Source organism: Francisella orientalis FNO12 (assembly GCF_001042525.2).
GTDB lineage: Bacteria > Pseudomonadota > Gammaproteobacteria > Francisellales > Francisellaceae > Francisella > Francisella orientalis.
This window is the reverse complement of record NZ_CP011921.2, coordinates 637,540-661,206: the sequence shown is the minus strand read 5'-3', so window position 1 is coordinate 661,206 and position 23,667 is coordinate 637,540. Positions and strand designations below refer to the sequence as shown.

The window sequence follows — 23,667 nt, the reverse complement described above, 5'->3', positions numbered from 1 at the left end:
AAATTTAAATTAAGATAGATACATTAATTGTACGAATTTAGACCATATACCTGTCATAATGAGATATTTTAAGCTAAAGCTGTCTATGTTAATAACATTAAGTCTATTAACATCTTGTTGCTCCACAAATACTCAAAAGAAATATGATATTAGAACAAACACTGATATCCAACAGGTGCAAAAGACTAGCTATAAGCCATCTAAAATAGAAGATACAAATATAGAATCCATTCCACAATGGTTTATAGCAAATCAAGCAAACACAGATGAAGTTTTATATAGTTTTGGTTCAGGCAGAACCTCAAAAAAAGCAACTCAAAATGCTCTAGCAGATATGATCCAAAGACTTCATGTCACTGTGTCAACAACAACAAGTTTCACTAATATTTCTAACAACAATAAGGTATCTCAAAAACTTATCCAAGAGATCTCGACTTCTTCTGCAGATGTTACAATCCCAAATTATCAAGTAATAAATCAATCACAAACAAATAATACATTCTACATAGAAATTCAAATAAATAAATCGCAGACTATAAATGACTTAAAAGATTTAATTAGTAGTAATATCAAACAAGCAAGTCAACTACTCTCCACTACATATAACAAAAGCTCTATTTATAGATTTAATATTACGCAACAAGCAGATAAAAATATCAAAATAATAAAATCAAGCCTAAGAGCACTAGTAGTGTTATCTCCTAGTATTGATATCAATGACTACATGGAAGCTCTAAATCATATAGATAATGAACTTTTAAATGTTAAGCGAACTATACAAATATATATTGATAAACAAAATAGTGGCTTCTTTTATAGCTCTTTAGAAAAATATTTACAAGTAAATAACTATATAATCACAGATAATAAAAATTCTGCAAATATCAGTATATCTCTAAAATTAAAAGACTACGACAACCAATTAATTAACAATCGTTACTGTATCAATACAACTATTGAGCTACAAATAACTGATAATTTATCTAGCCAATTAGCTCCTAAACAATATATGATAAAGTCTTGTTCAAGTAAAGGAAGAGAATCGGCTATAGACAATGCTATTGAAATATTCTATTCTCAACTAAGTAATACTACAAAAATATACTAGATTATTATGAGCATAAAAATTATTCCAGAAAAAATTGCTAATATAGATTCACACAGAACTAGAAAAAAAGTTACTGAATCAACTTATGCTAGCAAAGATTTAATAGCAAAAGCTGTTAATCTAAATACCACTATAGAAGTAGCAAATAGACAATTACACAAAATAAACCTACCATACATAAAGGATACTCAACTAGTCTTCTACTCTCCAACTAAGATAATAGTACAAAGTGATAAAGAAATACTAAAATCAAAAATAAAAGAATTACATAGCCAGTTTATCACAAAATTAAACCAAACAACTCTATTTTCAAGAGTTGAAAAAATAGAGCTTATCGTAGACTATTCAAACCATCAAACAAAAAAAGCTGATAAAAACCTACCTAATGAAAAAGCAAAGAAAGCATTAGAAAAAATAAAACTAGAAATTAATAAATCAAAAGAATAAATATACTATTTTTCAGTAATAGTACCTAAAGCAACTTCCATCATGTTAGTGAAAGATTGCTCTCTTTGTTGAGCAGTAGTTGATTCACCTGTTATAAAGCTGTCAGATATCGTTACAACTGCAGATGCATTTTTACCCAACTCATTTGCTGTTGCAAATAAAGCAGCAGTCTCCATCTCAACTAAATCACAACCATACTTCTTGATAATCTTTTTGTAATCATCAGAATTCTTTCTATAAAAAACGTCGGTACAATGTGCTTTTGCTTTTTTAAGTTCTATATTTTGTCTTTTTGCCGACTCTTCAAGATCATTATTAAGTTCTTCTGAAGACTTAACATCGCGTGCCTTATCACCAGTTACAATTTCAACAAAATCAGATTCACAGTAACTTTCTTCTACAAGTACTACATCATAGACTTTGAGCTCTTCTTTATATGAACCAGCTGAGCCAATACGAATGATATTATCAACATCATAATATTTAAAAAGCTCATAAGCATAAATGCCCATGCTCGCCATACCCATACCAGAACCCATAACACTTACTTTTTTACCTTTGTAAGTACCTGTATAACCAAACATATTTCTGACAGCATTAACTCTTGTAACATTTTCTAAATAGTTATCTGCGATATATTTAGCTCTTAGCGGATCGCCTGGCATAATTACAGTTTTTGCAAATTCTTCTTTCCTTAATGTTTCTATATGAGGAGTAGGTAATGACATATCTGTTCCTTTTATCTTAATTTTGCTGAAGATATATTAGCATAAATTCCACAAAAATCTTAATTTTATAGCTTTTAATATGATTAACTTTAATTAAAGTATTAACTTTAGAATTATTATTAATAGATATTAGATTTTGTCATGAATATTTTTAAAATTAAAATATGAGTTTTTAGAAAAAGTCTGAAGTCTCTATATTTAAAGATCATTTTTAGGACTAGCTTCATCAGAAGTATCAGGAATATCTTCATCTGGTACAGTAGGAGCTATGACCTTTGCAGCTTCAGCATTTAGTTTGTAACTATCTCCGTATTCACCTGGCTCACGTACATCACGGCGCGCCATTAAATCATCTACCTGCAATGCGTCTATAGTTTCATATTTCATAAGAGCATCTGCCATAGCATGAAGTATATCCGCATTATCTTCTAATAACTTCTTAGCCTTATTATAACTCTTATCAATCAACTTGCGTACTTCTGTATCTACTTCACGGATAGTAGAATCTGACATCTTGACAGATTTACCACCACTTCCACCAAAAGGTCCCTCATCTTCAACATCATACAAGACTGTTCCCATAGTGTCTGATAAGCCCCAACGTGCTACATAGTTACGCGCAATATCAGTGGCAACTTGAATATCATTAGACGCTCCTGTAGTAACATGGTCATAACCAAATATAAGCTCTTCAGCGATTCTACCACCAAATATACTGCATAAACGTCCATGTAGAATAAGCCTACTTTGACTAACAGTATCACCCTCTGGCATATACATAGTCACACCAAGAGCTCTGCCTCTAGGTATAATACTTACCTTATATACTGGATCATGTTCAGGCATCAACTTACCAATGATAGCATGGCCTGCTTCATGATATGCAGTAAGCTTCTTCTCTTTCTCAGTCATAGCCATACTTCTTCTTTCTGAGCCCATCAAGATTTTATCTTTAGCCTTTTCAAAATCTGCCATGCTAATATTATCTTTAGACTCTCTTGCAGCAAATAGTGCTGCTTCGTTTACAAGGTTAGCAAGCTCAGCACCAGAAAATCCAGGTGTACCACGCGCTATCCAGTCAGCTCTAACATCATCGCCTAGAGCTACTTTTTTCATATGAACTTTAAGTATAGCTTCACGGCCTTTAACCGTTGGCAAACCTACATTTACTTGTCTATCAAACCTACCAGGTCTTAATAATGCTTTATCTAAAACATCCGGTCTGTTAGTCGCAGCAATAACTATAACGCCTTCATTATCAGCAAAACCATCCATTTCAACAAGCATTTGGTTTAAAGTCTGTTCGCGCTCATCATTGCCACCACCCATACCTGAGCCACGATGACGTCCTACAGCATCTATCTCATCAATAAATACTAGACAAGGTGCTTTTTTCTTGGCTTGATCAAACATATCGCGTACACGAGATGCACCGACACCAACAAACATCTCTACAAAGTCAGAGCCTGAAATCGAGAAAAATGGTACCTTAGCTTCACCAGCTATAGCTCTTGCTAGAAGTGTCTTACCCGTTCCAGGAGGTCCAACCATTAAGACACCTTTTGGAATTTTACCACCAATTTTTTCATATTTTTTTGGCTCACGTAAGAAATCAACAATCTCAGCTACTTCCTCTTTAGCCTCATCGACACCAGCTACATCTTCCAAAGTTACTTTGATTTCATCTTCGCCTAAAAGTTTAGCTTTACTCTTACCTACAGAGAAAGGACCACCTTTACTACCTCCACCAGCTTTCATCATCATATAGATGAAGAAGCCAAAGATTAGTAACATAGGCAACCAATTCAGTAAGAATGCTAAAAATATATTTGGCTTCTCAGGTGCTTTTGCTTTAATAACAGCTTTGCTATCCTCTAACTTATTGACTAAACTACCATCAAGTAGCGGAGCATAAGTCACAAAGCTTTCGCCATCTTCTGTCTTACCAGTAATAGTTCTACCATCCACGTCTACTACACTAATCTTATTATCTTTAAGCTTTGTTACAAATGAGGAGTAGTTAATACTTTTAGATGAGCTATTCGTATCATTAATAACATTGAAAAGCAGTAGCATCCCACCAATGATTAAAATCCAAAAAATAATATTTTTAAGCATATTATTTTTATTATCATTATTTTGTGCCATATATTTATTTTACCTTTTTCTTCCTTATGAAGTTTTAATACTAAAATCCACCTAATACTATAGTAAAAAATTCCATTATTAGCTAGTCGTTTTGCCAAATAATTGTATAAATATCAATATGATATTGAGCAATATAAATATATACTAATCTATTCATGGTACTTAATTGTTGTCAAAACGAAAGCAATTCTTAAAATTATAATGGATAGAAATAAAATAATAGCCTATGCAATTGGTATAGTTTTTCTCATAGAGTTAATTGATAGTTCTGCACTTAATACTGCTCTACTCAAATAGCAAATGATTTTCAAGTAAATGCGTTAACTCTTAAGGTAGCTGTAACTGTTTATCTGTTAGCTCTGGGGCTATTTATCCCTGCATCTGGTTAGATCTCAGATAAAATAGACTGTAAAAAGCGTCTAATCATCTCTTTAATAGGATTTATTATTTCTTCTGTAGCTTGTGGACTATCAACAAATATTATTAGTCTGGTAATATTTAGAGCCTTTCAAGGAGCCTTTGGAGCATTTACTGCGCCAGCTGCTCGTTTGGCCATGGTTAGAATATTCAAAAATGATCGATTGACAGCGATGTCAATAGTTGCAGTTATTGCTACATTAGGACCTGTTATTGACCTTTAGTTGGAGGTGCGATGACAACTTATATTGGCTGGAGAATGATATTCTTTATTAACTTTCCTATTGTGCTAATTTGTATAATACTAATAGGCATCTACTTACCTAATATTTCAGTAGCAAAAATTAGAAAGTTTGATTTTAAAGGTTTTCTAATTCTTGGAGTATCAATAGCTTTATTAATGTTCTTTATCGATCTTATGATTGATGCAAGCATACTTCCAAATATTAAATGGTTAATACTTTTATTACTATAATCTTATTTGTAGTATATCTTCGACATGCAATACGATTAGGTGATAATGCCGTTATTAATCTCAACATTTTCAAAAACAACTGCTTTAAATATCTTACTATTATAAGCTCTACGACTCGCTTACTGATAATGAGTATGTTTTTCCTTCTACCATTATATTTACAGACAAAACAACACTTTTCTGCTTTTGAATCAGGTCTAGCATTAATGTTTTTTATAATGCCAGCATGGTATGTTAAAAAAGTAGTAAAAAAAGTACTAATAAGCTTACATTTTTATAAGTTTTTTGTGATAACTCTTACAACAATGGCTTTTACATATTTAAGCCTAGGAATAGTCTTTATTGACTTTAACTTTTTTGCATTCTCAGTTTTACTTATAATAATAGATATTTGTTTTGGAATGTTTACTATAGTTTGTAATGCAGAAATTTATAACTCTATTGAAAATGATGAGCACATGAGTCCTGCGACAATTGTTAATAGTTCAATAATTCAATTAACAAATGCATTTGCCATATCATGGGCGAGTGTAGTTTTAGCAATGCTTTCCGGGATTAAAAATATAAGCTTTGATTCTATTATATCTTCTTCTGCTTTTGCATGGGTTCAGGTTATATATTTTTTAGGCTTATTAGCTATCTTAGCTTATGTGATACTTTGTAAACCCAATAACTTAAATAAAGTGTCAACATCTTAATCAAAGTAAATTATTTAAATACTTCCCTGTATAAGATTTTTTGCATTTAACAATATCCTCAGGCGTTCCGTCAAATATTATCTGCCCACCTTTGCTTCCACCTTCAGGACCTAAATCTACTATCCAGTCAGCCATTTTGATAACATCAAGATTATGCTCGATAATTACTACTGTATTACCTCTATCACGTAAGTCCATAATTACTTTTAGAAGTTGATCAATATCATAGAAGTGTAGCCCAGTTGTTGGTTCATCTAAAATATATAAAGTCTTTCCTGTTGAGCGTTTTGAGAGCTCTTTAGCTAGCTTAACTCTTTGAGCTTCTCCACCAGATAAAGTAGTCGCACTTTGGCCTAACTTAATATAAGATAATCCCACGTTCATCAAAGCTTCTAATTTAGTTTTGATACTCGGAACAGCATCATAAAGCTCTAGAGCCTCCTCCACAGTCATTTCTAATACTTCGTATATATTTTTTCCTTTGTACTGTACGGCAAGAGTTTCACGATTATATCGCTTTCCTTCGCAAACATCACAAGCTACGTATACATCAGCTAAAAAGTGCATTTCAACTTTTATAACACCATCACCTTGACAAGCTTCGCACCTACCACCACGTACATTAAAACTAAATCTGCCAGCACTATAACCCCTTGATCTTGATTCTGCAGTAGCTGCGAATAGCTCTCTTATAGGAGTAAAAACACCTGTATATGTAGCTGGATTAGAACGAGGGGTACGCCCTATTGGTGACTGATCGATATCAATAACCTTGTCTAAGTGGTTAAAATCTTTGTGCGATTTATATTCCATAGGTACAAGCGTACTTCTGTTTAGTAATCTAGATGCCAAAGGAAATAGTGTCCTATTTATCAAAGTTGATTTACCAGAACCGGATACCCCTGTTACACAAGTTAAAGCTCCTACTGGAATTTTTAAATTATCACCTTGTAAATTATTTCCAATAGCGCCATTTATTTCAATATAACGATTTTTACTAGCTTTTAGTCTAGTTTTTGGAACTTCTATTTTCTTGCGACCACTCAAATAATCAGCAGTCAAAGATTTTTTATTTTTAATAATCGTTTGATAATTTCCAGATGCTACTACTTCGCCACCATGAACACCAGCCATTGGTCCCATATCAATAATATAATCTGCTTGTTTAATTGCATCTTCATCATGTTCAACAACGATAACTGTATTACCTAAATCCTTGAGGTTATGTAACGCGTCTAAAAGACGTTGATTATCTCTTTGATGAAGTCCAATAGACGGCTCATCCAATATATACATAACTCCTACTAGACCAGCGCCAATTTGGCTAGCAAGTCTAATGCGTTGTGCTTCACCACCTGAAAGAGTATCAGCCTGTCTTGCTAAGCTTAAATATTCTAGGCCAACATTTGCTAAAAATTCGACTCTTAATCTAATCTCTTTAAGTAAATTCTCTGCAATAACTTTTTGCTGACCGACAAACTCTAATTCATCAAGCCATTTTAATAAATCATCTATAGACAAAGCACATACATCTGCTATATTTTTATCATCTATAAATATATTTCTAGCATATTCATTAATTCTAGCACCATTACAAGACTTACATTTGAGATTACTCATAAGCTCATACAGGTCTTTTTTGACTATATCAGAGTCAGACTCATAGTATCTACGCTCAAAATGAGGTATAACTCCCTCAAATAGCTTGACTCTAGTTTGCCTACCACCTCTAATTGAATCAACAGTCATATTAATAGCCTCATCACCTGAACCATATAAAATTACTTCTTGAATCTTTTTAGATAATTTTTCAAAAGGTTCTTCTAATGAGAACTTATAATGCTCTGCTAAAGATTCCAATTGTGAGTAATAATACTGATTTGTCTTATTCCACTTAACAATTGCTCCATGTTTAAGTGAAATTGCTGGATCTATTATTACTTTTTTCTCATCAAAAAATTCTTTGACTCCTAGACCATCGCAACTACTACAAGCTCCTAACGGACTATTGAATGAAAAAACTCTTGGTGATAACTCTTTGAGAGCATAATCACACAACGGACAGGCATGCTTAGATGAGAATAAAATATCATCAGCAGTTTCGTTAGTCATATCTACTAATTTGACGATACCATTACCAAGATCTAAAGCAGTTTCTATAGACTCTGCAATTCGTTGCTCATTATCTTTTTTAGGCTTAAACCTATCAACCACAACTTCTATGTTATGCTTCTTGTAGCGATCTAACTCTGGATAGTCTTCATCTAAATTAAAAAACTCTCCATTTATACGTACACGAATATACCCCTGTGCTAATATCTTATCTAACAGAGTATGATGAGTACCTTTCTTTTGAGAAATAATTAGAGCTAATATCATTAAGCGTGTATTTTCATCAAACTCTAGGATTTTATCAACCATCTGACTGATTGTCTGTGCTTTAAGTTCTATTTGATGAACTGGACATTTAGCCGTTCCTGCCCTAGCAAAAAATACCCTTAAATAATCATATATCTCAGTAACTGTACCGACGGTAGATCTCGGATTATGAGATGTTGTTTTTTGATCAATTGAAATAGCAGGAGATAGGCCTTCTATATGCTCAACATCTGGCTTATCCATCATCGATAAAAACTGTCTAGCATAGGAGGATAACGACTCAACATAACGTCTTTGTCCTTCTGCATATAGCGTATCAAATGCTAGTGATGATTTACCAGAACCACTTAATCCTGTAATAACAGTAAGCTTATCTCTAGGTATTTCAACATCGATATTTTTTAGATTATGGGTTTTTGCACCCTGGATGATAATTTTTTTCATAAAGAATTTTTTAGAGGAATATCCATTGGGTTTAAGATTATTTATATTCTACTTCTACAATTTCGTATGTAACTTTACCTTTAGGAGTATCTAAGATAATCTCATCACCAACTTCTTTTTTAATTAAAGCACGAGCTAATGGCGCTACAACAGATATCTTATGATTATCTATATCAGCCTCATCCTCACCTACTATTTGGTATGTAGTTTCTTCTTCTGTATCAACATTAATAACTGTGACAGTAGCTCCAAAAATGACCATACCATTAGCTTGAAGTTTTGTTACATCAATAACCTGAGCGTTAGATAATTTTGATTCTATATCTTTAATCCTGCCCTCAATAATACCTTGTCTCTCTCTAGCAGCATGATATTCAGCATTCTCTTTTAGATCCCCATGATCACGAGCTTCTGCTATAGCTTCAATAATCGCAGGCCTTTCAGTTTTCTTTAATCTACTCAACTCTGCTCTTAATGCTTGTTCTCCTGCTGGAGTCATAGGCACTCTACCATTTGTCATTATTTATTTTCTCCTTTTAATAACACACAAATTAAATTATTCACAAGTATACGCACCACCGCCCTCTCTTGTAGGACTGTCAGTATAAACTACTCTGCCAGCTAAGTTAATAACTAATGCTGCTTGGTACTTATTATTTCTATCACAATATGTGACGTTACCATTACCTGTAGCCATAAATCCATTAAATTGATATCCTTATAAAACTAGAATTACCTGCTAAATTAACATAGATATTCCCCCATTATCTTGAGGAAGATTAGCTAATATTATCGGTATTTCCATTGTATAATTCTATACCATCTGCTCTTTCAAAAGCTACTATTGGACCATCATTCCATGAAGTTGAATTTAAACAAGAAAAACTATTTTTATCTAACTTACCTGTTCCGTCAAAACTATCTGAATTAGCAGCACAAACAATAATAGTCTTACCATCCGAACGAGCTTTGATAACAGCATATTCCATAAGTTTTTGTAAATTAGTTAATCTAGTTTCGGCAAATGTTTTATAGTAAAAAGAAAAGGAACTAATTGCTGCCATCATCAATATAGTATAATGACAATAACGACCATTGTGTCAACTAAAGAAAAGCCTTTTTTCTTACTAATCATCATTATTTATTTTTTACCTTCGCTATGAGCCACTTAGTTGACTCATCTAAGTTTTGATACTCCTTTGAAGAGTCATCACTGATTGCCTTTAAAATATTTTTACCCAGTTTTTTACCAAGCTCAACACCCCATTGATCATAACTATTGATATCCCATAACACTCCTTGAACAAATATCTTGTGTTCATACAAGGCTATAAGTGCTCCTAGAGTATATGGACTCAACTCATCTAATAAAATTGTCGTACTCGGTCTATCTCCTGTAATCACGTTGTGAGGTGCTAACTGTTTTGCTTGAACCTCACTCAAACCAGAATTTAAGAGCTCATTATAAACCATATCATAAGATTGTCCAAACATTAGCGCTTGTGACTGAGCAAAACAATTAGCCAGTAAAGCCAGTTGATGATTATCATAACTATGATGACTTGTCGCTACAGCAATAAAATCAACTGGAATAAAAACATTACCTTGATGTAAAAGCTGATGAAAAGCATGTTGTCCATTCGTTCCAACACCACCCCAAAGGACAACACCTGTTTGATAATCAACACCCTCACCTGCAAGATTTACTGATTTACCATTACTTTCCATATCGGCCTGTTGAAGATAGTCGACAAAATAACAAAGTCTCTCATCATAAGGAAGTAAAGCTTGTGATTGACTGTGATAAGCACAAGAGTAGTAGCTTGCTAATAGCCCCATAATAACTGGAATATTTTTATCAAACTCGGTTTCTTTAAAGTGCTTATCGATAGAATAAGCACCTGCTAAAAGTTTCTCAAAATTATCATAGCCAACTGCAAAAGCTATCGACATCCCTATTGATGACCATAATGAATAGCGACCACCAACCCAATCCCACATTTTGTAGCAATGTTCAAGATTTATACCAAACTCTTCTACTTTATCTAATTTACTAGATATGGCAACAAAATGGTTAGCTACAGCTTTTTCATCTTCATAATGATCAAGTAACCACTCTCTAGCTGAAATAGAATTTAGCAGAGTCTCCTCTGTTGAAAATGATTTAGAGGCCACAATAAATAAGGTTGTCTCAGGATCAATAACATGCAAAGCTTGTAGCAATGAATCAGCATCAACATTTGAAACAAAATGTACTTTTAATCCAGTACAATGATAAGGTTGTAATGCTCTGACAACCATCTTAGGTCCAAGATCTGAACCACCAATTCCAATATTCACAATATCCGTAACTCTTTTACCTGAAAAACCTTTCCACTCTCCTGATGTTACTTTTTCAACAAGAGCTTTTACACGTTGTTTTTCTTCATTTACCTCTTTACGAATATCTTGTCCATCTATAACTAATGGAGAATTAGACAAATCGCGTAATGCAGTATGTAAAACCGATCGATTCTCGGTAGAGTTAATTTTTTCTCCTGCAAACATCTGCTGGATTTTATTTTTAAGATTAGATTTACTACCTGACTCCAAAAGAGTTTTCAATATACTGTCATTTACAAGATTTTTTGAATAATCAAAATATATATTCTCAAACTTTAAAGATAATTTCTTAACTCTGTGATTATCTGTAGCAAACTCATGTGATAAGCTTACTTTCTGTTCTTTTAGCTCTTTATTAGAATCATTACAAAATAGCATTTAATCTATCCTTATATTTTGCATGCGATATAAACAATAAAATATCCCCACTTGAATAAGATATCTCAACCTTATCTTCTATGGCATAATTTCTTGCACCTGTACCGGTATCTATACTCAAGCTTGCTCCGCTTAAAGGATACCTAAGACCATTATAATATATATTTTCTGCATATCCAAAAGGCATAACTGAAAACATCTTACCCAATACACTACTGACAATATATTTTTTAGGTATAAAGAAGTATCTAGAATATATATCTATAAACTCAATCTCTATATTTTGTATATAGTTTTTAGCAATAGTAATATTACATAAGAAATGATCCATTTCTCCTTCTGATGCACCAAACACATAGATTTTTGAACCACCTAGAGATATTATATATTCTAGTGATTTTTCGAAATCAGTAGAATATTGATCCTTATCAATGAGAAATAGTTCATCATTTAAAACAGCAAACGAATCAAAGTCGCCTATAACTTTTTTGACTTTTGAATTTAAATACTTAGATTTATTGATCTTTTCGTAGGCACCATCTGCACAAAATATATCAAGATCATTAAAACTGCTCTGAATATACTTTTCACAAAAAAATAAATCAATACTACCATTTAAGAACAGTATAGCTTGTGACATTGTTTTTATATTTAGAAAATAATAGTAAATTATAACTTACTATGACAATAATCAAGAAATTTTAAGACTGATAATTAGGTGGCTCTTTTGTAATTGTTACATCATGGACATGTGATTCCTTCAAACCAGCTCCCGTAATTTGAACAAATGTAGGTTCTGTACGCATTGTTTGGATATCTTTTGAACCAGTATATCCCATACTAGATCTTAAGCCTCCTATTAACTGGTGAATAACTGCAGCTAGATGACCCTTGTAAGGTACTCTACCTTCGACACCCTCCGGAACAAACTTCTTAGCATCAGTATTACCTTGGAAGTATCTATCAGAAGAACCCAGCTCCATGGCGCCTAGTGACCCCATACCACGATATGACTTATAAGAACGTCCCTGAAAAAGTTCAACCTCACCAGGCGACTCTTCAGTACCACCAAAAAGACCACCAATCATAACTACTGATGCTCCAGCAACTATAGCCTTTGCTATATCTCCAGAAAATTTGATACCGCCATCAGCAATAACTGGGACTCCTGTGCCTTCTAAAGCTTCAGCAACATTTGATATCGCTGTAATCTGTGGCACACCCACACCTGCAACTATTCTTGTAGTACATATTGAACCAGGACCTATACCTACTTTCACAGCATCAGCACCAGCTTTAACAAGATCTTTTGCAGCTTCTGCTGTAGCAATATTACCACCTACAACCTCAATATTTGGATAGTTATCCTTGACCCATCTAACCATATCAAGCACGCCTTGAGAATGACCATGCGCAGTATCAACCACAATTATATCAACACCTTCAGCAGCTAATGCAGCAACACGCTCTTTTGTATCTACAGCAGTACCAACAGCAGCACCAACTCTTAGACGACCGGGCGAATCCTTGCAAGCATTAGGCTTATTTTGTGATCTTTCGATATCTTTTGTTGTTATCAAACCAACTAGCTCACCTTGTTCATTAACTACAAGCAACTTCTCTATTTTATGTTCATGAAGTTTTTTCTTGATTGCTCCTTGAGAAGCATCCTCTGCTACTGTTACTAACTGATCTCTAGGCGTCATTATAGAACTTACTAGTTCATCTAAGTCTTTAGCAAATCTAAAATCACGCTTAGTAACAATACCAATAATTATATTATTATCATCAACGACTGGAAAACCAGAAAAGTTATGCTCTTTCGCAAGCTGCATAACTTCTTTGATTGAACTTTCTTGCTTTATAGTAATTGGATCAATTACCATTCCGTTTTCAAATCTTTTTACTTTTTTAACTTCTTGAGCTTGAGCTTGTATAGACATATTTTTATGAATAATACCAATGCCACCTTCTTGAGCTATAGCTATAGCAAGACGAGACTCAGTAACAGTATCCATAGCTGCAGAAACTAAAGGAATATTCAATTGAATATTTCTAGTAATATTTGTCTTCAAATCTACTTGATGTGGAAGTACGTTTGAATATCTAGGCGAAAGCAACACATCATCAAAAGTGATTGCTTGTTGAGTAATTCTTAACATTTTTAATCTCCGTAATTAAAATCTAAAAGAGGTGATATTTAATTACAGAAATATTATATCATATTAGAAAAAATATGCTAGAGATAGATAAGCTAATAATCTACTATTTAGCCTGAGATAAAAGATAATGTACTAGTAATGGCACTGGTCTACCTGTTGCTTTACAGCTAGCAAAATCTCCCATTGCAGACCCTGCGATATCAAGATGAGCCCATTCATAGTCTTCTGTAAATTTTGATAAGAATAATCCAGCAACTATAGATCCAGCTGATCTATCACGACCACAATTATCCATATCAGCAACTTTACTTTCTAATTTCTTAAGGTATGGTTTATGTAAAGGTAATCTCCACACCAAATCATTAGAGGCATCAGCAGCTTGCTGAAGACTATTAGCTAACTTATCACTATTTGCAAACAATCCAGAAAAAGCATCACCTAAAGATATAATCATAGCACCAGTTAGAGTTGCCATATTGACAACTGCTTTTGGATTATATTTACCGATATAAGTTAATGTATCACAAAGCACCAAACGGCCTTCCGCATCTGTGTTGCTTACTTCTACTGTTATACCCTTCATACTCTTAAGTACATCACCAGGTCTATAAGACCTAGCATCTACAGCATTTTCTGCTAATCCCATAACTCCAACTACATTTATAGGAAGGTTTATCATCGCTAAAGCTTTCATTGTACCCATAACAGCTGCAGCACCACCCATATCCATTTTCATAGAGTCCATCCCAGCTGCTGGTTTAATACAAATACCGCCATTATCAAAGACTAAACCTTTACCAACCAGTACTATAGGCGCTTTATTTTCGTCTCCTCCATTATACTCCATACAAACAGTATAATTAGACATATCAGATCCACGACCTACAGCTAGAGCACAACCCATACCAAGCTCTGCCATTGCATCTTGATCTAGATAGTTAAGATTAAATGTTTCATACTTAGATGTTAAATCTCTAGCTTCATTTAACATATAGTCAGTATTACAGATATTAGCAGGAAGATTTTGTAAGTCTTTAGCATAGTTTTGGCCACATGCAATCGCCGAACCAATCTTAGCAGACTCTTCAAGATCTTGATTACCTGAATACACCAACTCAATAGCTTCTAATGAGAAATTTTCCTTTTTAGATTTTAGCTGATCGAAAACATAAGTTTCAGAAATAAACGCTCTAACAGTGTCTAATGCAAATTGCTTCACGTTAGCATTATCAAATATATAATCTATGTTTACAGAAACTTCTTTTATATTGAGTTTTTTAAGTTGCTCAGCCGCCTTAGCAATAACCTTATCATATTCTGATGCTATAAAATCTTGTCTAAGACCAAGACCTAAAAGAATCACAACCTTATCACCATGTAGCAAAGGAAGAACCTCACCAGACTCTGCTTTAAAAACTTTTTTATCTAATAAAGATTTAGAATTCGGGCATTTTGTTTCGGCAATTAATTTCTTGAGATTTTCTTCAGCAACGATTAATACCTCAGCAGACAAAGTCGACTGACTATTTACAACGATTTTCATTAGATATCCTATATTACTTGTAACACAATTTTATAACATAATATCAAAAAAGAATATTTCTCGCATTAAAATTTAAAAGCTAGTTATTCTTATCTACTGACTTTTGCTTGTAAAAAATATAGAATTGCAGTTAGCATAATTATTATATACACAGTGACATACATTGATTCTTGAAAAATATTACAATAAAGACATAGTTAATACCTTTACATCGATTACATTATTCATAATATCTATTGTATCGGCTAACTTACTTATTCGACTTTTTCAACAAGCATACTCGCAAGGTTTAGGCATTGACTCAATTATAAAGTTTGTGATACTAACAATACCTGGAAACGTAAGTCTTGTAGCTCCTATTGCAATATTTCTCGCTATTGTGATTTGTTTTGGTAAATACTTTGCGAATAATGAAATGTTTGTAACTCTAGCAGGTGGAGTTACATGGATGCAAATTGTTAAAAATACCATGAAACCTGTGTATGCTCTGACAATCATTACATTTTTGACCGTAATGTATATTAACCCCTTATCTAAGCAAACTCAGGATATTTATCAAGCTTCGCTAACAGCAAAAGCTCTTTTGTCCTCAATAACCGATGACAAAATAATTAAAACTACTGATGGAAAAGTTATATATATAAAAAGCAAATCAGGTAACACCCTTAAAGATGTCTTTTTGTATATGGCTACGGATAATAGTGATGAATACAAAGTAGTAACTGCACCTGTCGCAGAAGTTATAACAGATAAGGACGCTGCATATGTAGACTTCCATGATGCTCACATATACACAAAAGAACCCAAAACATACGAACACACTTATAACACGGCTAAAAATGCTATCTATACTATTTTTGACACTTCTGATCGTGATTATAATCATGATAAAGTTGATAGACTATATATGCACACTCTTATAGAAAACTTTACTGACAAAGATGATGGTACAGTCTCTCGCGGAGAGTTCTTTGGGCGCATTAACAACTCGATTTCTGTCATAGTAGCATCACTACTAGCACTTGCGCTTTGCCGACTAAGACCAAGACAGAACAAATATGCTAAACTACTACCCTCTGTTATTGTTCTAGCAGTGTATTTGTGTAGCAACATGTTTGTGAACACACTAATGACTGGCGGTAAATTACCAGTTTGGATAGGACTTTGGCTTTCTCATATCTTTTTTATAATTTATGCTATTAGAACAATCAAAAAAGATAATGGATCTTCTAAGAAGGAAAAATAAATGTTTTTAAACCGTATTGATCGCTACATATTCAAAACAGTATTTAGTAGCTTTCTTATTGTAAGTTTAATTTTCTGTATCTTGTTTTTTATTTTTACTTATCTAGCACAGGTAAGTAACAATGATACAGGCGCAAGCAATATAGAACTTATTATATTAACCATATACCAATTACCAGGCATTTTATACACACTACTTCCAGCTTGTGCTATGGTTGGTGCTCTAATGGGACTTAGCTTACTTGCTAACAACTCCGAGATTATAGTATTAAGATCTTTTGGTCGCTCTACAGCTCAAATCGCAAAGGGAGTTGTATTAGTTGGCATTATAGGTTCTATAGTCACTATGGTTTTTGGTGGGTATATTGCCCCAGTTTTACAAAAACTTGCTGATTCAAATACCGTGGCATATAACACTCATGATTTATGGCTAAAAACTCCTGATGGCTTCATGAATATCTCAAATATCGATCCAAATGAAGGAAAAGCATACGGCATAAGAAAATTTATAACTAAAGATAACCAAGTACAGGAAGTTAGATATGCTGAAAAAGCTGAATATGTGAACGATGCTACAGCGAATGTATTTGATGTCAGTGTTGTTACACTTCCTAACAAATACGCTAAACATATTAGTGTTAAGGGAGATGTTTATAAAGCTATCTGGTCTAACCCCATACCAATATCTGTAGCTAAAGTTATCACTATCAACGATAATGATTATCTAAATTTCACTCAGTTGACTAGATATATGTTATCTAATAGCCAAGCCAAAGATTCAATATCACTAAAATTTTGGCAAGAGATTTTCCAACCATTAGCATTAATGGTATTAATACTACTTTCTGTACCATTAAGTATCGGATCAACCAGATCATCGACACTAATACTTAAATTACTCTTAGGTGCATTTTTTGGTTTTGCATTTTTTATTATTAACCAAATATTTGGTCCAATTGCATTAATTCTACACCTACCAACTATACTTGGTGCTGCAGGTCCTACGGTTATTGCATTGATATTACTAATTTATCTATTTATAAAATCTAAAGAAACATAAGAAATTTATATGAGCATCGATAAATACTCCCTTGATAATGATCTTAATATATACATAAAAAAAGACTCTAGAGCACCTGTTGCTCTCGCTCAAATTTGGTATAAAGTAGGATCAACATACGAACCTACTAAACTAACCGGCATATCTCATATGCTTGAACACATGATGTTCAAAGGTACTGATAAATATACTAAAGATGAGCTAAACAGTATAGTTGGAAATAATGGTGGTGTGCAAAATGCATTCACAGGATTTGACTATACTGCTTATTATCAGTTTTGGCATAAAAAAAATCTAGAACTAAGCCTATCTATTGAATCATCAAGAATGTCAAACTTACTATTTGATGAAAATGAATTTATTCCAGAGAGAAAAGTTGTACTTGAAGAAAGAAATCTACGCGTAGATGATAAAGCATTTAGTTATGCTTTTGAACAATTTATGAAACTTGCATATCAAAATAACTCTCGACATACTCCAATAATTGGCTGGCGTGAAGATATTGAAAACTATACACTTAATGATCTAAAAAAATGGTATCAACAAAACTATGCTCCAAACAATGCTAGTATTGTTCTTGTAGGTGATATTGATAAATCATCTGCTATACCCATGATAAAAGATTACTTTGGTGGTATTCCAAAATCTAAATTGATTAATATAGAAAAAGAGCAAAGCTTAATAAATATTGGCTATAGGCATTCAAAAGTACAAAAATCACCAAATGATACCGATGCTACGATATTAGGATACATAACACCCTCGCTAACAACTGATTATCATGATAATGATCCTTTTGCTTTAATGATCCTAAATACTATTATTGGTAGTGCTGATGCATCAATATTACAACAGCAATTAGTCAGAAATGAAAATCTTTGTTGTCATATAGATAGTGAATACTCGCCTTTTACAAAGGGTGAAGATATTTTCACGATCACAGCCATAGCGAACCATGATCAAAACTTAGATAAGATTCAGAATAAAATAGAAAACTGTATTAATAAACTCAAAAATGATGGCGTAACTCAAGAGCAACTAAATAGAGCAAAAGTAACCATAAAAGCTGATAAAGTGTTTGCTATGGATTCACTTGAAACTCAAGCAAATTTGATAGGCTCTCTTGCTAGTATAAATCTAGATGTTGACTACTATAAATATCTTGAAAAACTCTATGATGTCTCAATTAACGACGTTAATCGCGTACTTAATAGATATTTTGACAAAAACAACCTTACATCTCTTCACTTATTAAAGGATTAGAAACTATGGTCCATAAATTTGATATAGATAATACAACAGTATATTTCCAAGAATCTCCTAGTCTACCAATGGTTGATATTCAGCTTAACTTTAGAGCTGGGTCAGCATTTGATAGCAATCTAAATGGCTTGACTGATTTAGCAGTAGGAATGTTCGCCACAAAAACTCAAAAATCTAGTGAACAAGAACTTATAAATAAAATAACAGATAATGGAATATCTATACACTCAGAAACTACTAAAGAGTTTTTTAATATAAAAATTCGTCTTTTAAATGACCGTAATATTATTAATAACACTATTAATATACTACAAGAAATTTTCACAATTCCTGACTTTGATGCTGATATATTAGAAAGAGAAAAGATTCAGACTCTTACTCATATTGATTATTTATATCAACAGCCTAACTACCTAGCTTCACTTGAATTTTCAAAGCATATTTTTGCAAATAATCCTTATAGCAAGCCAACAATTGGCTACAAAGAAACTATTAAAAAAATATCAAAAAAAGATATTGAAGATTTCTTTAGTGAAAATATTTGTGCAAACAATGCCAATATATGTATAGTTGGTGCTATTGATAAAATACAGGCTGAAGATATTTCTCAGAGCCTAGTTAGTTTTTTACCAAAAGGTAAAAAAAATACGCAAAAATTTGCTCAACAAAAAAACAACTCTCAAATAATTAAAAATAAGTTCTCAAGTAAACAAACTGCTATACTAACAGGTCATCAATTGTTACTTGATATTAATGATCCATTATATTTTCCACTAAAACTAGGAAATGAAATACTTGGTAGTGACGGTTTAAACTCTCTGCTTTTCAATAAAGTTCGTGAAGAGCTTGGATTAGTTTATAATATCTCAAGCACTGCTAACATTAATCCTGATTATGGTAGCTTTGTGATATCTGCTCAAACAAGTAATCCAAATCTTGCTTTAGAAACTATAGATAGTGTCTACAGTAATTTCATCAATTCTACTATAGATGAACAAACTCTAACAAACTCTAAAAAGCATATTGAAGGAACACATTTACTAAGCTGTGTAAAAAATAGTTCTAAATTAAATATATTATCTTCAATTGCAAATAAAAATCTACCTTTAGATTTTTTTGATACCTATGTTGAGCATATTAATAATGTTACTGCTACACAAATTCACAATGCTTACCAATCTATACAAGAAAATAACATAATCACTGTAATGGTTGGAGATATCGAATAAGTGAAGACAAATACTATTCGTATAATATCTGGAAAATACAAAAATCGAAGACTAAAATTCCCCAATGTGAATGGCTTACGTCCAACTTCTGATCAGCTTAAAGAAACTATCTTTAATTGGTTAGCTCCATATATACATGATAGCATTTGCATAGATGCTTTTGCTGGCAGTGGTAGCCTAGGTATAGAAAGTATATCAAGAGGCGCTTCAAAAGCCATATTTTATGAACTTAATTTTAAAGCTATGCAACAAATCAAAGAAAATATTAATACATTAGAAATACAGAATTATGAAATATATAAAACTGATAGCATAAATGCTCTTGCAAGTTTTGACGCCAACAATTCTAAGCTAATTATATTTTTAGATCCTCTATTTAATAAAAATATTATTCCCAAAGCTCTAGAGTCGATATTTAAAAATCATAATATCCCTAATGAAACATTATTATATGTAGAAACTGAAAAAACTGCTGAATATAACCTTGATGGTTTCGATATATTAAAAGAAAAAACAACTTCAAATATTTCTGCAAAACTAATAATAAAAAATGATTTAAATTCTAAAAATAATCTCTAAAATATAGCCAACTCTAGCTTTTGGAAATAATTATGTACCACGTTGGAATATCAGGCCCTTTTATTTTTACTATTATGTTCCTAATAGGCATAATTGCTGAAAGCATGACCGGAGTAATCTCATCATCTCGAAGAAACATGGATGCTTTTGGAGTAGTTGCAATCGCATTAACAACGGCTCTAGGTGGTGGTGTAGTTAGAGATTTGCTACTCGGTAATCTACCAGTAACCATTATGCTCCATCCTCACTATATTGTGATATGTTTATGTTTCTCTATTATTGCTATTTTTACACAAAAGTATATAAATAAGTTTTATAAAATATTTTTGATCTTAGACTCAATTGGTCTTATTGCATTTGCATATATAGGTAGTAGTATAGCGTACCAAATTTGCATAGAAGTATTTCATATGAAGTTCTTTAGTGTTTTTATAGTTGGAATTGTTATTGCTATAATTAATGGTGTAGCTGGTGGTATTATGAGAGATATGATCTGTAATGATATCCCTGTTGCCTTTAAAGCGGAACTATACGCATCTGTAGTAGCGGTCGTTGGAGGTATGAACATTATCTTTATATATTTGGATGTGAATTTATATATTAGTGCTGCAATAATTATCGGATTGGGATTAACTATAAGAGTCATGTCGATAGTATATAAATGGAAATTACCCATTATCTAATAATAAATTTCTAATCTATACTATATAACCTACTACTTTTAGATGATTTCAGCTATATAACTAAATACCACTATGAAATCTAAACTCTGAATCTGAAGATAATATAAGATTCTTTTCTATTTCACCTATTCTTTTGATATCTTTGCCAATATCTGTAGAAGAATATTTTTCTGCAAAATGTAGATATATCGTAAAATGTCTTTTTTCTGACTCTAATAATCCATTATAAAACTTCTGTAACTCAGAATCTAAATACGGAGCAACTTTTGCAAATCTTTCACAAGAACGAGCTTCTATATATGCTCCAATAATCAAAGCATTGATAAAGCGCCCTTCTTTATCTGTCCTAGCAGCTTTGATTAATTGACTAGCATATCTAGATGCTGATATAGCTTTGTATTGTATGTCCCGCTTTTTCATAATACGCATCACTTGTTCAAAGTGTACTAACTCTTCTCTAGCGATCTTAGACATTCTTGTTACTAGTTCATATTTATCTGGATGTCTATATATGTATGTCATAGCTGAAGATGCTGCTTTCATCTCACAGTGAGCATGATCTATCAGCATTAATTCTATATTAGCTAATGCTTTCTGTATCCATTGATCAGGTGTTTCACATAACAAAAAATTCTCAATAGTTGCAAAATCTGCATACTGCTGCTTCATAATAGCTTATAAATTTATTTTTTGAAGTATTATAAAAAAATTACTTAATATATTCTATTTAAAATTATTAAGAGTAGAATGTTTATATGAGTAAATCTGAATATTTAGGGTTATGAGTAATATAAATATAGCTAATAAACGCGTAGCAAAAGATGAAGTGCTTTATCATATAGGGTTAAGTGAAGAGATGATAGATAGTGCAGAAATCGCAATTCTTCCTGGAGATCCTAAAAGATCCGAACCTTTAGCAAAAATGCTAGATAAAAATGCTAAATTTCTTGCTACTAATAGAGAATATACATCTTATTTAGCCAAAGTAGCTGATAGAAATACTATTGTCATATCAACTGGTATGGGTGGGCCTTCAACAGCAATATGTATTGAAGAGTTAGCTATGATAGGAATCAAAAAACTGATACGTGTGGGAACATGTGGTGCTATTCAAGAGAATATTGATTTTGGCGATTTGATATTAACCACTGCATCTGTTCGTTTAGATGGCACCTCATATCATTATGCTCCGATAGAGTATCCTGCGGTTGCTGACTTTAAGTTAAATAGTTCTTTATACAACTCAGCAAAATCATTAAATATAGATATTCATTGTGGAATAACAGGATCTTCAGATACTTTTTATCCGGGTCAAGAAAGAAGAGATAGCTATAGTGGTTATGTAAGAAAACATTTTAGAGAATCTCTAGATGAATGGAGAAAATTAAATGTTCTTAATCTAGAAATGGAGTCTTCTGCTTTGCTTACAGTATGCGCTACTTTTGGCTTGCAAGCCAGCTGTATATGTACAGTTATAGCAAAGAGAACAACCTCAGAATCAGTCAATAAAAGCAGATATGATAAAGGTATGCAGAATATAATGTCAATTATAAAACACTCGATTGAAAATAATTTCGAAAACTAAGGAAAAATAAATACTAATGAGCAATGATATTAACAACAAACTAATTGATGCAGCCATACAAGCAGCTGAGAATGCTTATACTCCATATTCTAAGTTTAATGTTGGTGCTACACTATTAATGAAAGATGGTTCTATTTTAAAGGGTGCTAATGTAGAAAATGCTTCTTATGGACTATGCAACTGTGCTGAAAGAACAGTATTATTCTACGCTTACGCCCAAGGTTATCGTAAAGAAGATATCAAAAAACTTGCGGTAGTTGCAGACACTCCAGAAGGAGTTTCGCCATGTGGTGCTTGCCGACAAGTTATGTCAGAACTTTTGGATCTTGAGTGTCCAATCATATTATCAAATATCAGAAAAACAGATATAAAAGAAACAAATATTAAAGAACTTCTTCCATATATGTTTTCTTTCTAAAAATTATTAGCAACAAGCAAAATTAACAGCATAAACATAAGCAATGTATAATAAATATGCTTTTATAAGAATAAATAATGGTGGGTAGTACAGGATTCGAACCTGTGACCAATTAGTTAAAAGCCAACTGCTCTACCGACTGAGCTAACTACCCATAATTACAAAATAAAATCTCTTTAATTTTGTATTGAAATGATTAATCTAATGGTGGGTAGTACAGGATTCGAACCTGTGACCAATTGGTTAAAAGCCAACTGCTCTACCGACTGAGCTAACTACCCAAATGATGCAGTTTA

Annotated in this window: 19 protein-coding genes, 2 tRNA genes and 2 pseudogenes; 11 read left to right on the top strand and 12 right to left on the bottom strand. The window is 32.6% G+C overall.

Annotated features, from left to right (window positions below; genetic code table 11):
- Positions 1-58: 58 nt before the first annotated feature.
- Together FNO12_RS03430 and FNO12_RS03425 are read left to right on the top strand one after the other, a co-directional pair.
- Complete coding sequence (locus tag FNO12_RS03430) at positions 59-1,108, top strand: LPP20 family lipoprotein (RefSeq protein WP_041257361.1); 1,050 nt, start codon at positions 59-61, stop codon at positions 1,106-1,108.
- A 6-nt stretch (positions 1,109-1,114) separates the two neighbouring features.
- A complete protein-coding gene (locus FNO12_RS03425) occupies positions 1,115-1,555 on the top strand; it encodes a hypothetical protein (RefSeq protein ID WP_014715208.1) in 441 nt (146 codons plus the stop codon).
- Between the two features lie 5 nt (positions 1,556-1,560).
- Here the strand turns inward: FNO12_RS03425 and deoD are convergent, their stop codons facing one another.
- Together deoD and ftsH are read right to left on the bottom strand one after the other, a co-directional pair.
- Positions 1,561-2,283: a purine-nucleoside phosphorylase gene (gene deoD, locus FNO12_RS03420; protein ID WP_014715207.1), complete on the bottom strand. Its 723-nt coding sequence runs from the start codon at positions 2,281-2,283 to the stop codon at positions 1,561-1,563.
- 198 nt (positions 2,284-2,481) lie between these two features.
- Positions 2,482-4,431: an ATP-dependent zinc metalloprotease FtsH gene (gene ftsH, locus FNO12_RS03415; RefSeq protein WP_014715206.1), complete on the bottom strand. Its 1,950-nt coding sequence runs from the start codon at positions 4,429-4,431 to the stop codon at positions 2,482-2,484.
- A gap of 201 nt (positions 4,432-4,632) precedes the next feature.
- Here ftsH and FNO12_RS11490 point away from each other — a divergent pair.
- A pseudogene (locus FNO12_RS11490) lies at positions 4,633-6,021 on the top strand (MFS transporter).
- Here the strand turns inward: FNO12_RS11490 and uvrA are convergent.
- The 7 genes and pseudogenes from uvrA to FNO12_RS03375 form a co-directional block, all read right to left on the bottom strand.
- Positions 6,022-8,844: an excinuclease ABC subunit UvrA gene (gene uvrA / locus FNO12_RS03405; RefSeq protein ID WP_014715205.1), complete on the bottom strand. Its 2,823-nt coding sequence runs from the start codon at positions 8,842-8,844 to the stop codon at positions 6,022-6,024.
- A 37-nt stretch (positions 8,845-8,881) separates the two neighbouring features.
- Positions 8,882-9,364 carry a transcription elongation factor GreA gene (greA, locus tag FNO12_RS03400; protein WP_014715204.1) on the bottom strand — a complete coding sequence of 161 codons (483 nt, stop codon included), beginning with the start codon at positions 9,362-9,364 and terminating at the stop codon, positions 8,882-8,884.
- A gap of 36 nt (positions 9,365-9,400) precedes the next feature.
- Positions 9,401-9,982, bottom strand: a pseudogene (locus FNO12_RS03395) (GspH/FimT family pseudopilin).
- The gene (pgi, locus tag FNO12_RS03390; protein ID WP_014715202.1) at positions 9,982-11,604 is read right to left on the bottom strand and encodes a glucose-6-phosphate isomerase; all 1,623 of its coding nucleotides are present in this window, start codon (positions 11,602-11,604) and stop codon (positions 9,982-9,984) included. Before pgi ends, FNO12_RS03395 begins: the two are co-directional and overlap by 1 nt.
- Positions 11,591-12,244, bottom strand: a complete 654-nt coding sequence (locus FNO12_RS03385) for a thiamine diphosphokinase (RefSeq protein ID WP_014715201.1) — start codon at positions 12,242-12,244, stop codon at positions 11,591-11,593. Before FNO12_RS03385 ends, pgi begins: the two co-directional genes overlap by 14 nt.
- Before the next feature lie 61 nt (positions 12,245-12,305).
- Complete coding sequence (gene guaB / locus FNO12_RS03380; protein ID WP_014715200.1) at positions 12,306-13,766, bottom strand: IMP dehydrogenase; 1,461 nt, start codon at positions 13,764-13,766, stop codon at positions 12,306-12,308.
- Positions 13,767-13,869: 103 nt separating this feature from the next.
- Positions 13,870-15,309, bottom strand: a complete 1,440-nt coding sequence (locus FNO12_RS03375; RefSeq protein ID WP_014715199.1) for a leucyl aminopeptidase — start codon at positions 15,307-15,309, stop codon at positions 13,870-13,872.
- Positions 15,310-15,472: 163 nt separating this feature from the next.
- On the opposite strand from FNO12_RS03375, the gene lptF reads away from it, so the two are divergent.
- The 6 genes from lptF to FNO12_RS03345 are packed head-to-tail and all read left to right on the top strand — an operon-like array spanning position 15,473 to position 21,368.
- Positions 15,473-16,555, top strand: a complete 1,083-nt coding sequence (gene lptF, locus FNO12_RS03370) for an LPS export ABC transporter permease LptF (protein ID WP_014715198.1) — start codon at positions 15,473-15,475, stop codon at positions 16,553-16,555.
- A complete protein-coding gene (gene lptG / locus FNO12_RS03365; RefSeq protein WP_014715197.1) occupies positions 16,556-17,614 on the top strand; it encodes an LPS export ABC transporter permease LptG in 1,059 nt (352 codons plus the stop codon).
- A gap of 9 nt (positions 17,615-17,623) precedes the next feature.
- Entirely contained in the window at positions 17,624-18,877 is a 1,254-nt protein-coding gene (locus FNO12_RS03360; protein WP_014715196.1) for a M16 family metallopeptidase, read from the top strand.
- Positions 18,878-18,882: 5 nt separating this feature from the next.
- A complete protein-coding gene (locus FNO12_RS03355) occupies positions 18,883-20,106 on the top strand; it encodes a M16 family metallopeptidase (RefSeq protein ID WP_014715195.1) in 1,224 nt (407 codons plus the stop codon).
- Positions 20,107-20,685 (top strand): 16S rRNA (guanine(966)-N(2))-methyltransferase RsmD, encoded by a 579-nt coding sequence (gene rsmD / locus FNO12_RS03350; RefSeq protein ID WP_014715194.1) that lies wholly within the window; start codon positions 20,107-20,109, stop codon positions 20,683-20,685.
- 32 nt (positions 20,686-20,717) lie between these two features.
- Positions 20,718-21,368, top strand: a complete 651-nt coding sequence (locus FNO12_RS03345) for a trimeric intracellular cation channel family protein (RefSeq protein WP_014715193.1) — start codon at positions 20,718-20,720, stop codon at positions 21,366-21,368.
- Between the two features lie 60 nt (positions 21,369-21,428).
- On the opposite strand, the gene FNO12_RS03340 is transcribed toward FNO12_RS03345, so the two are convergent.
- Entirely contained in the window at positions 21,429-22,040 is a 612-nt protein-coding gene (locus FNO12_RS03340) for a MiaE family protein (RefSeq protein ID WP_174805282.1), read from the bottom strand.
- 109 nt (positions 22,041-22,149) lie between these two features.
- Between FNO12_RS03340 and udp the strand changes: the two genes are divergently transcribed.
- Together udp and FNO12_RS03330 are read left to right on the top strand one after the other, a co-directional pair.
- Complete coding sequence (gene udp, locus FNO12_RS03335) at positions 22,150-22,953, top strand: uridine phosphorylase (RefSeq protein ID WP_014715191.1); 804 nt, start codon at positions 22,150-22,152, stop codon at positions 22,951-22,953.
- Positions 22,954-22,969: 16 nt separating this feature from the next.
- Positions 22,970-23,371, top strand: coding sequence for a cytidine deaminase (locus tag FNO12_RS03330; protein WP_014715190.1), 402 nt, complete (start codon positions 22,970-22,972; stop codon positions 23,369-23,371).
- A gap of 78 nt (positions 23,372-23,449) precedes the next feature.
- Here the strand turns inward: FNO12_RS03330 and FNO12_RS03325 are convergent.
- Both FNO12_RS03325 and FNO12_RS03320 read right to left on the bottom strand, forming a co-directional pair.
- Positions 23,450-23,525: transfer RNA gene (locus tag FNO12_RS03325), tRNA-Lys, on the bottom strand.
- Positions 23,526-23,576: 51 nt separating this feature from the next.
- Positions 23,577-23,652: transfer RNA gene (locus tag FNO12_RS03320), tRNA-Lys, on the bottom strand.
- Positions 23,653-23,667 lie beyond the last annotated feature (15 nt).

What these genes read in the sequence shown, in the direction of transcription:
- greA (WP_014715204.1), bottom strand. Translation starts at nt 9,364, where the DNA reads ATGACAAATGGTAGAGTGCCTATGACTCCAGCAGGAGAACAAGCATTA.
- ftsH (WP_014715206.1), bottom strand. Translation starts at nt 4,431, where the DNA reads ATGGCACAAAATAATGATAATAAAAATAATATGCTTAAAAATATTATT.
- FNO12_RS03355 (WP_014715195.1), top strand. Translation starts at nt 18,883, where the DNA reads ATGGTCCATAAATTTGATATAGATAATACAACAGTATATTTCCAAGAA.
- FNO12_RS03430 (WP_041257361.1), top strand. Translation starts at nt 59, where the DNA reads ATGAGATATTTTAAGCTAAAGCTGTCTATGTTAATAACATTAAGTCTA.
- FNO12_RS03375 (WP_014715199.1), bottom strand. Translation starts at nt 15,309, where the DNA reads ATGAAAATCGTTGTAAATAGTCAGTCGACTTTGTCTGCTGAGGTATTA.
- deoD (WP_014715207.1), bottom strand. Translation starts at nt 2,283, where the DNA reads ATGTCATTACCTACTCCTCATATAGAAACATTAAGGAAAGAAGAATTT.
- udp (WP_014715191.1), top strand. Translation starts at nt 22,150, where the DNA reads ATGAGTAATATAAATATAGCTAATAAACGCGTAGCAAAAGATGAAGTG.
- FNO12_RS03385 (WP_014715201.1), bottom strand. Translation starts at nt 12,244, where the DNA reads ATGTCACAAGCTATACTGTTCTTAAATGGTAGTATTGATTTATTTTTT.
- lptG (WP_014715197.1), top strand. Translation starts at nt 16,556, where the DNA reads ATGTTTTTAAACCGTATTGATCGCTACATATTCAAAACAGTATTTAGT.
- FNO12_RS03425 (WP_014715208.1), top strand. Translation starts at nt 1,115, where the DNA reads ATGAGCATAAAAATTATTCCAGAAAAAATTGCTAATATAGATTCACAC.
- guaB (WP_014715200.1), bottom strand. Translation starts at nt 13,766, where the DNA reads ATGTTAAGAATTACTCAACAAGCAATCACTTTTGATGATGTGTTGCTT.
- uvrA (WP_014715205.1), bottom strand. Translation starts at nt 8,844, where the DNA reads ATGAAAAAAATTATCATCCAGGGTGCAAAAACCCATAATCTAAAAAAT.
- FNO12_RS03345 (WP_014715193.1), top strand. Translation starts at nt 20,718, where the DNA reads ATGTACCACGTTGGAATATCAGGCCCTTTTATTTTTACTATTATGTTC.
- FNO12_RS03360 (WP_014715196.1), top strand. Translation starts at nt 17,624, where the DNA reads ATGAGCATCGATAAATACTCCCTTGATAATGATCTTAATATATACATA.
- FNO12_RS03330 (WP_014715190.1), top strand. Translation starts at nt 22,970, where the DNA reads ATGAGCAATGATATTAACAACAAACTAATTGATGCAGCCATACAAGCA.
- pgi (WP_014715202.1), bottom strand. Translation starts at nt 11,604, where the DNA reads ATGCTATTTTGTAATGATTCTAATAAAGAGCTAAAAGAACAGAAAGTA.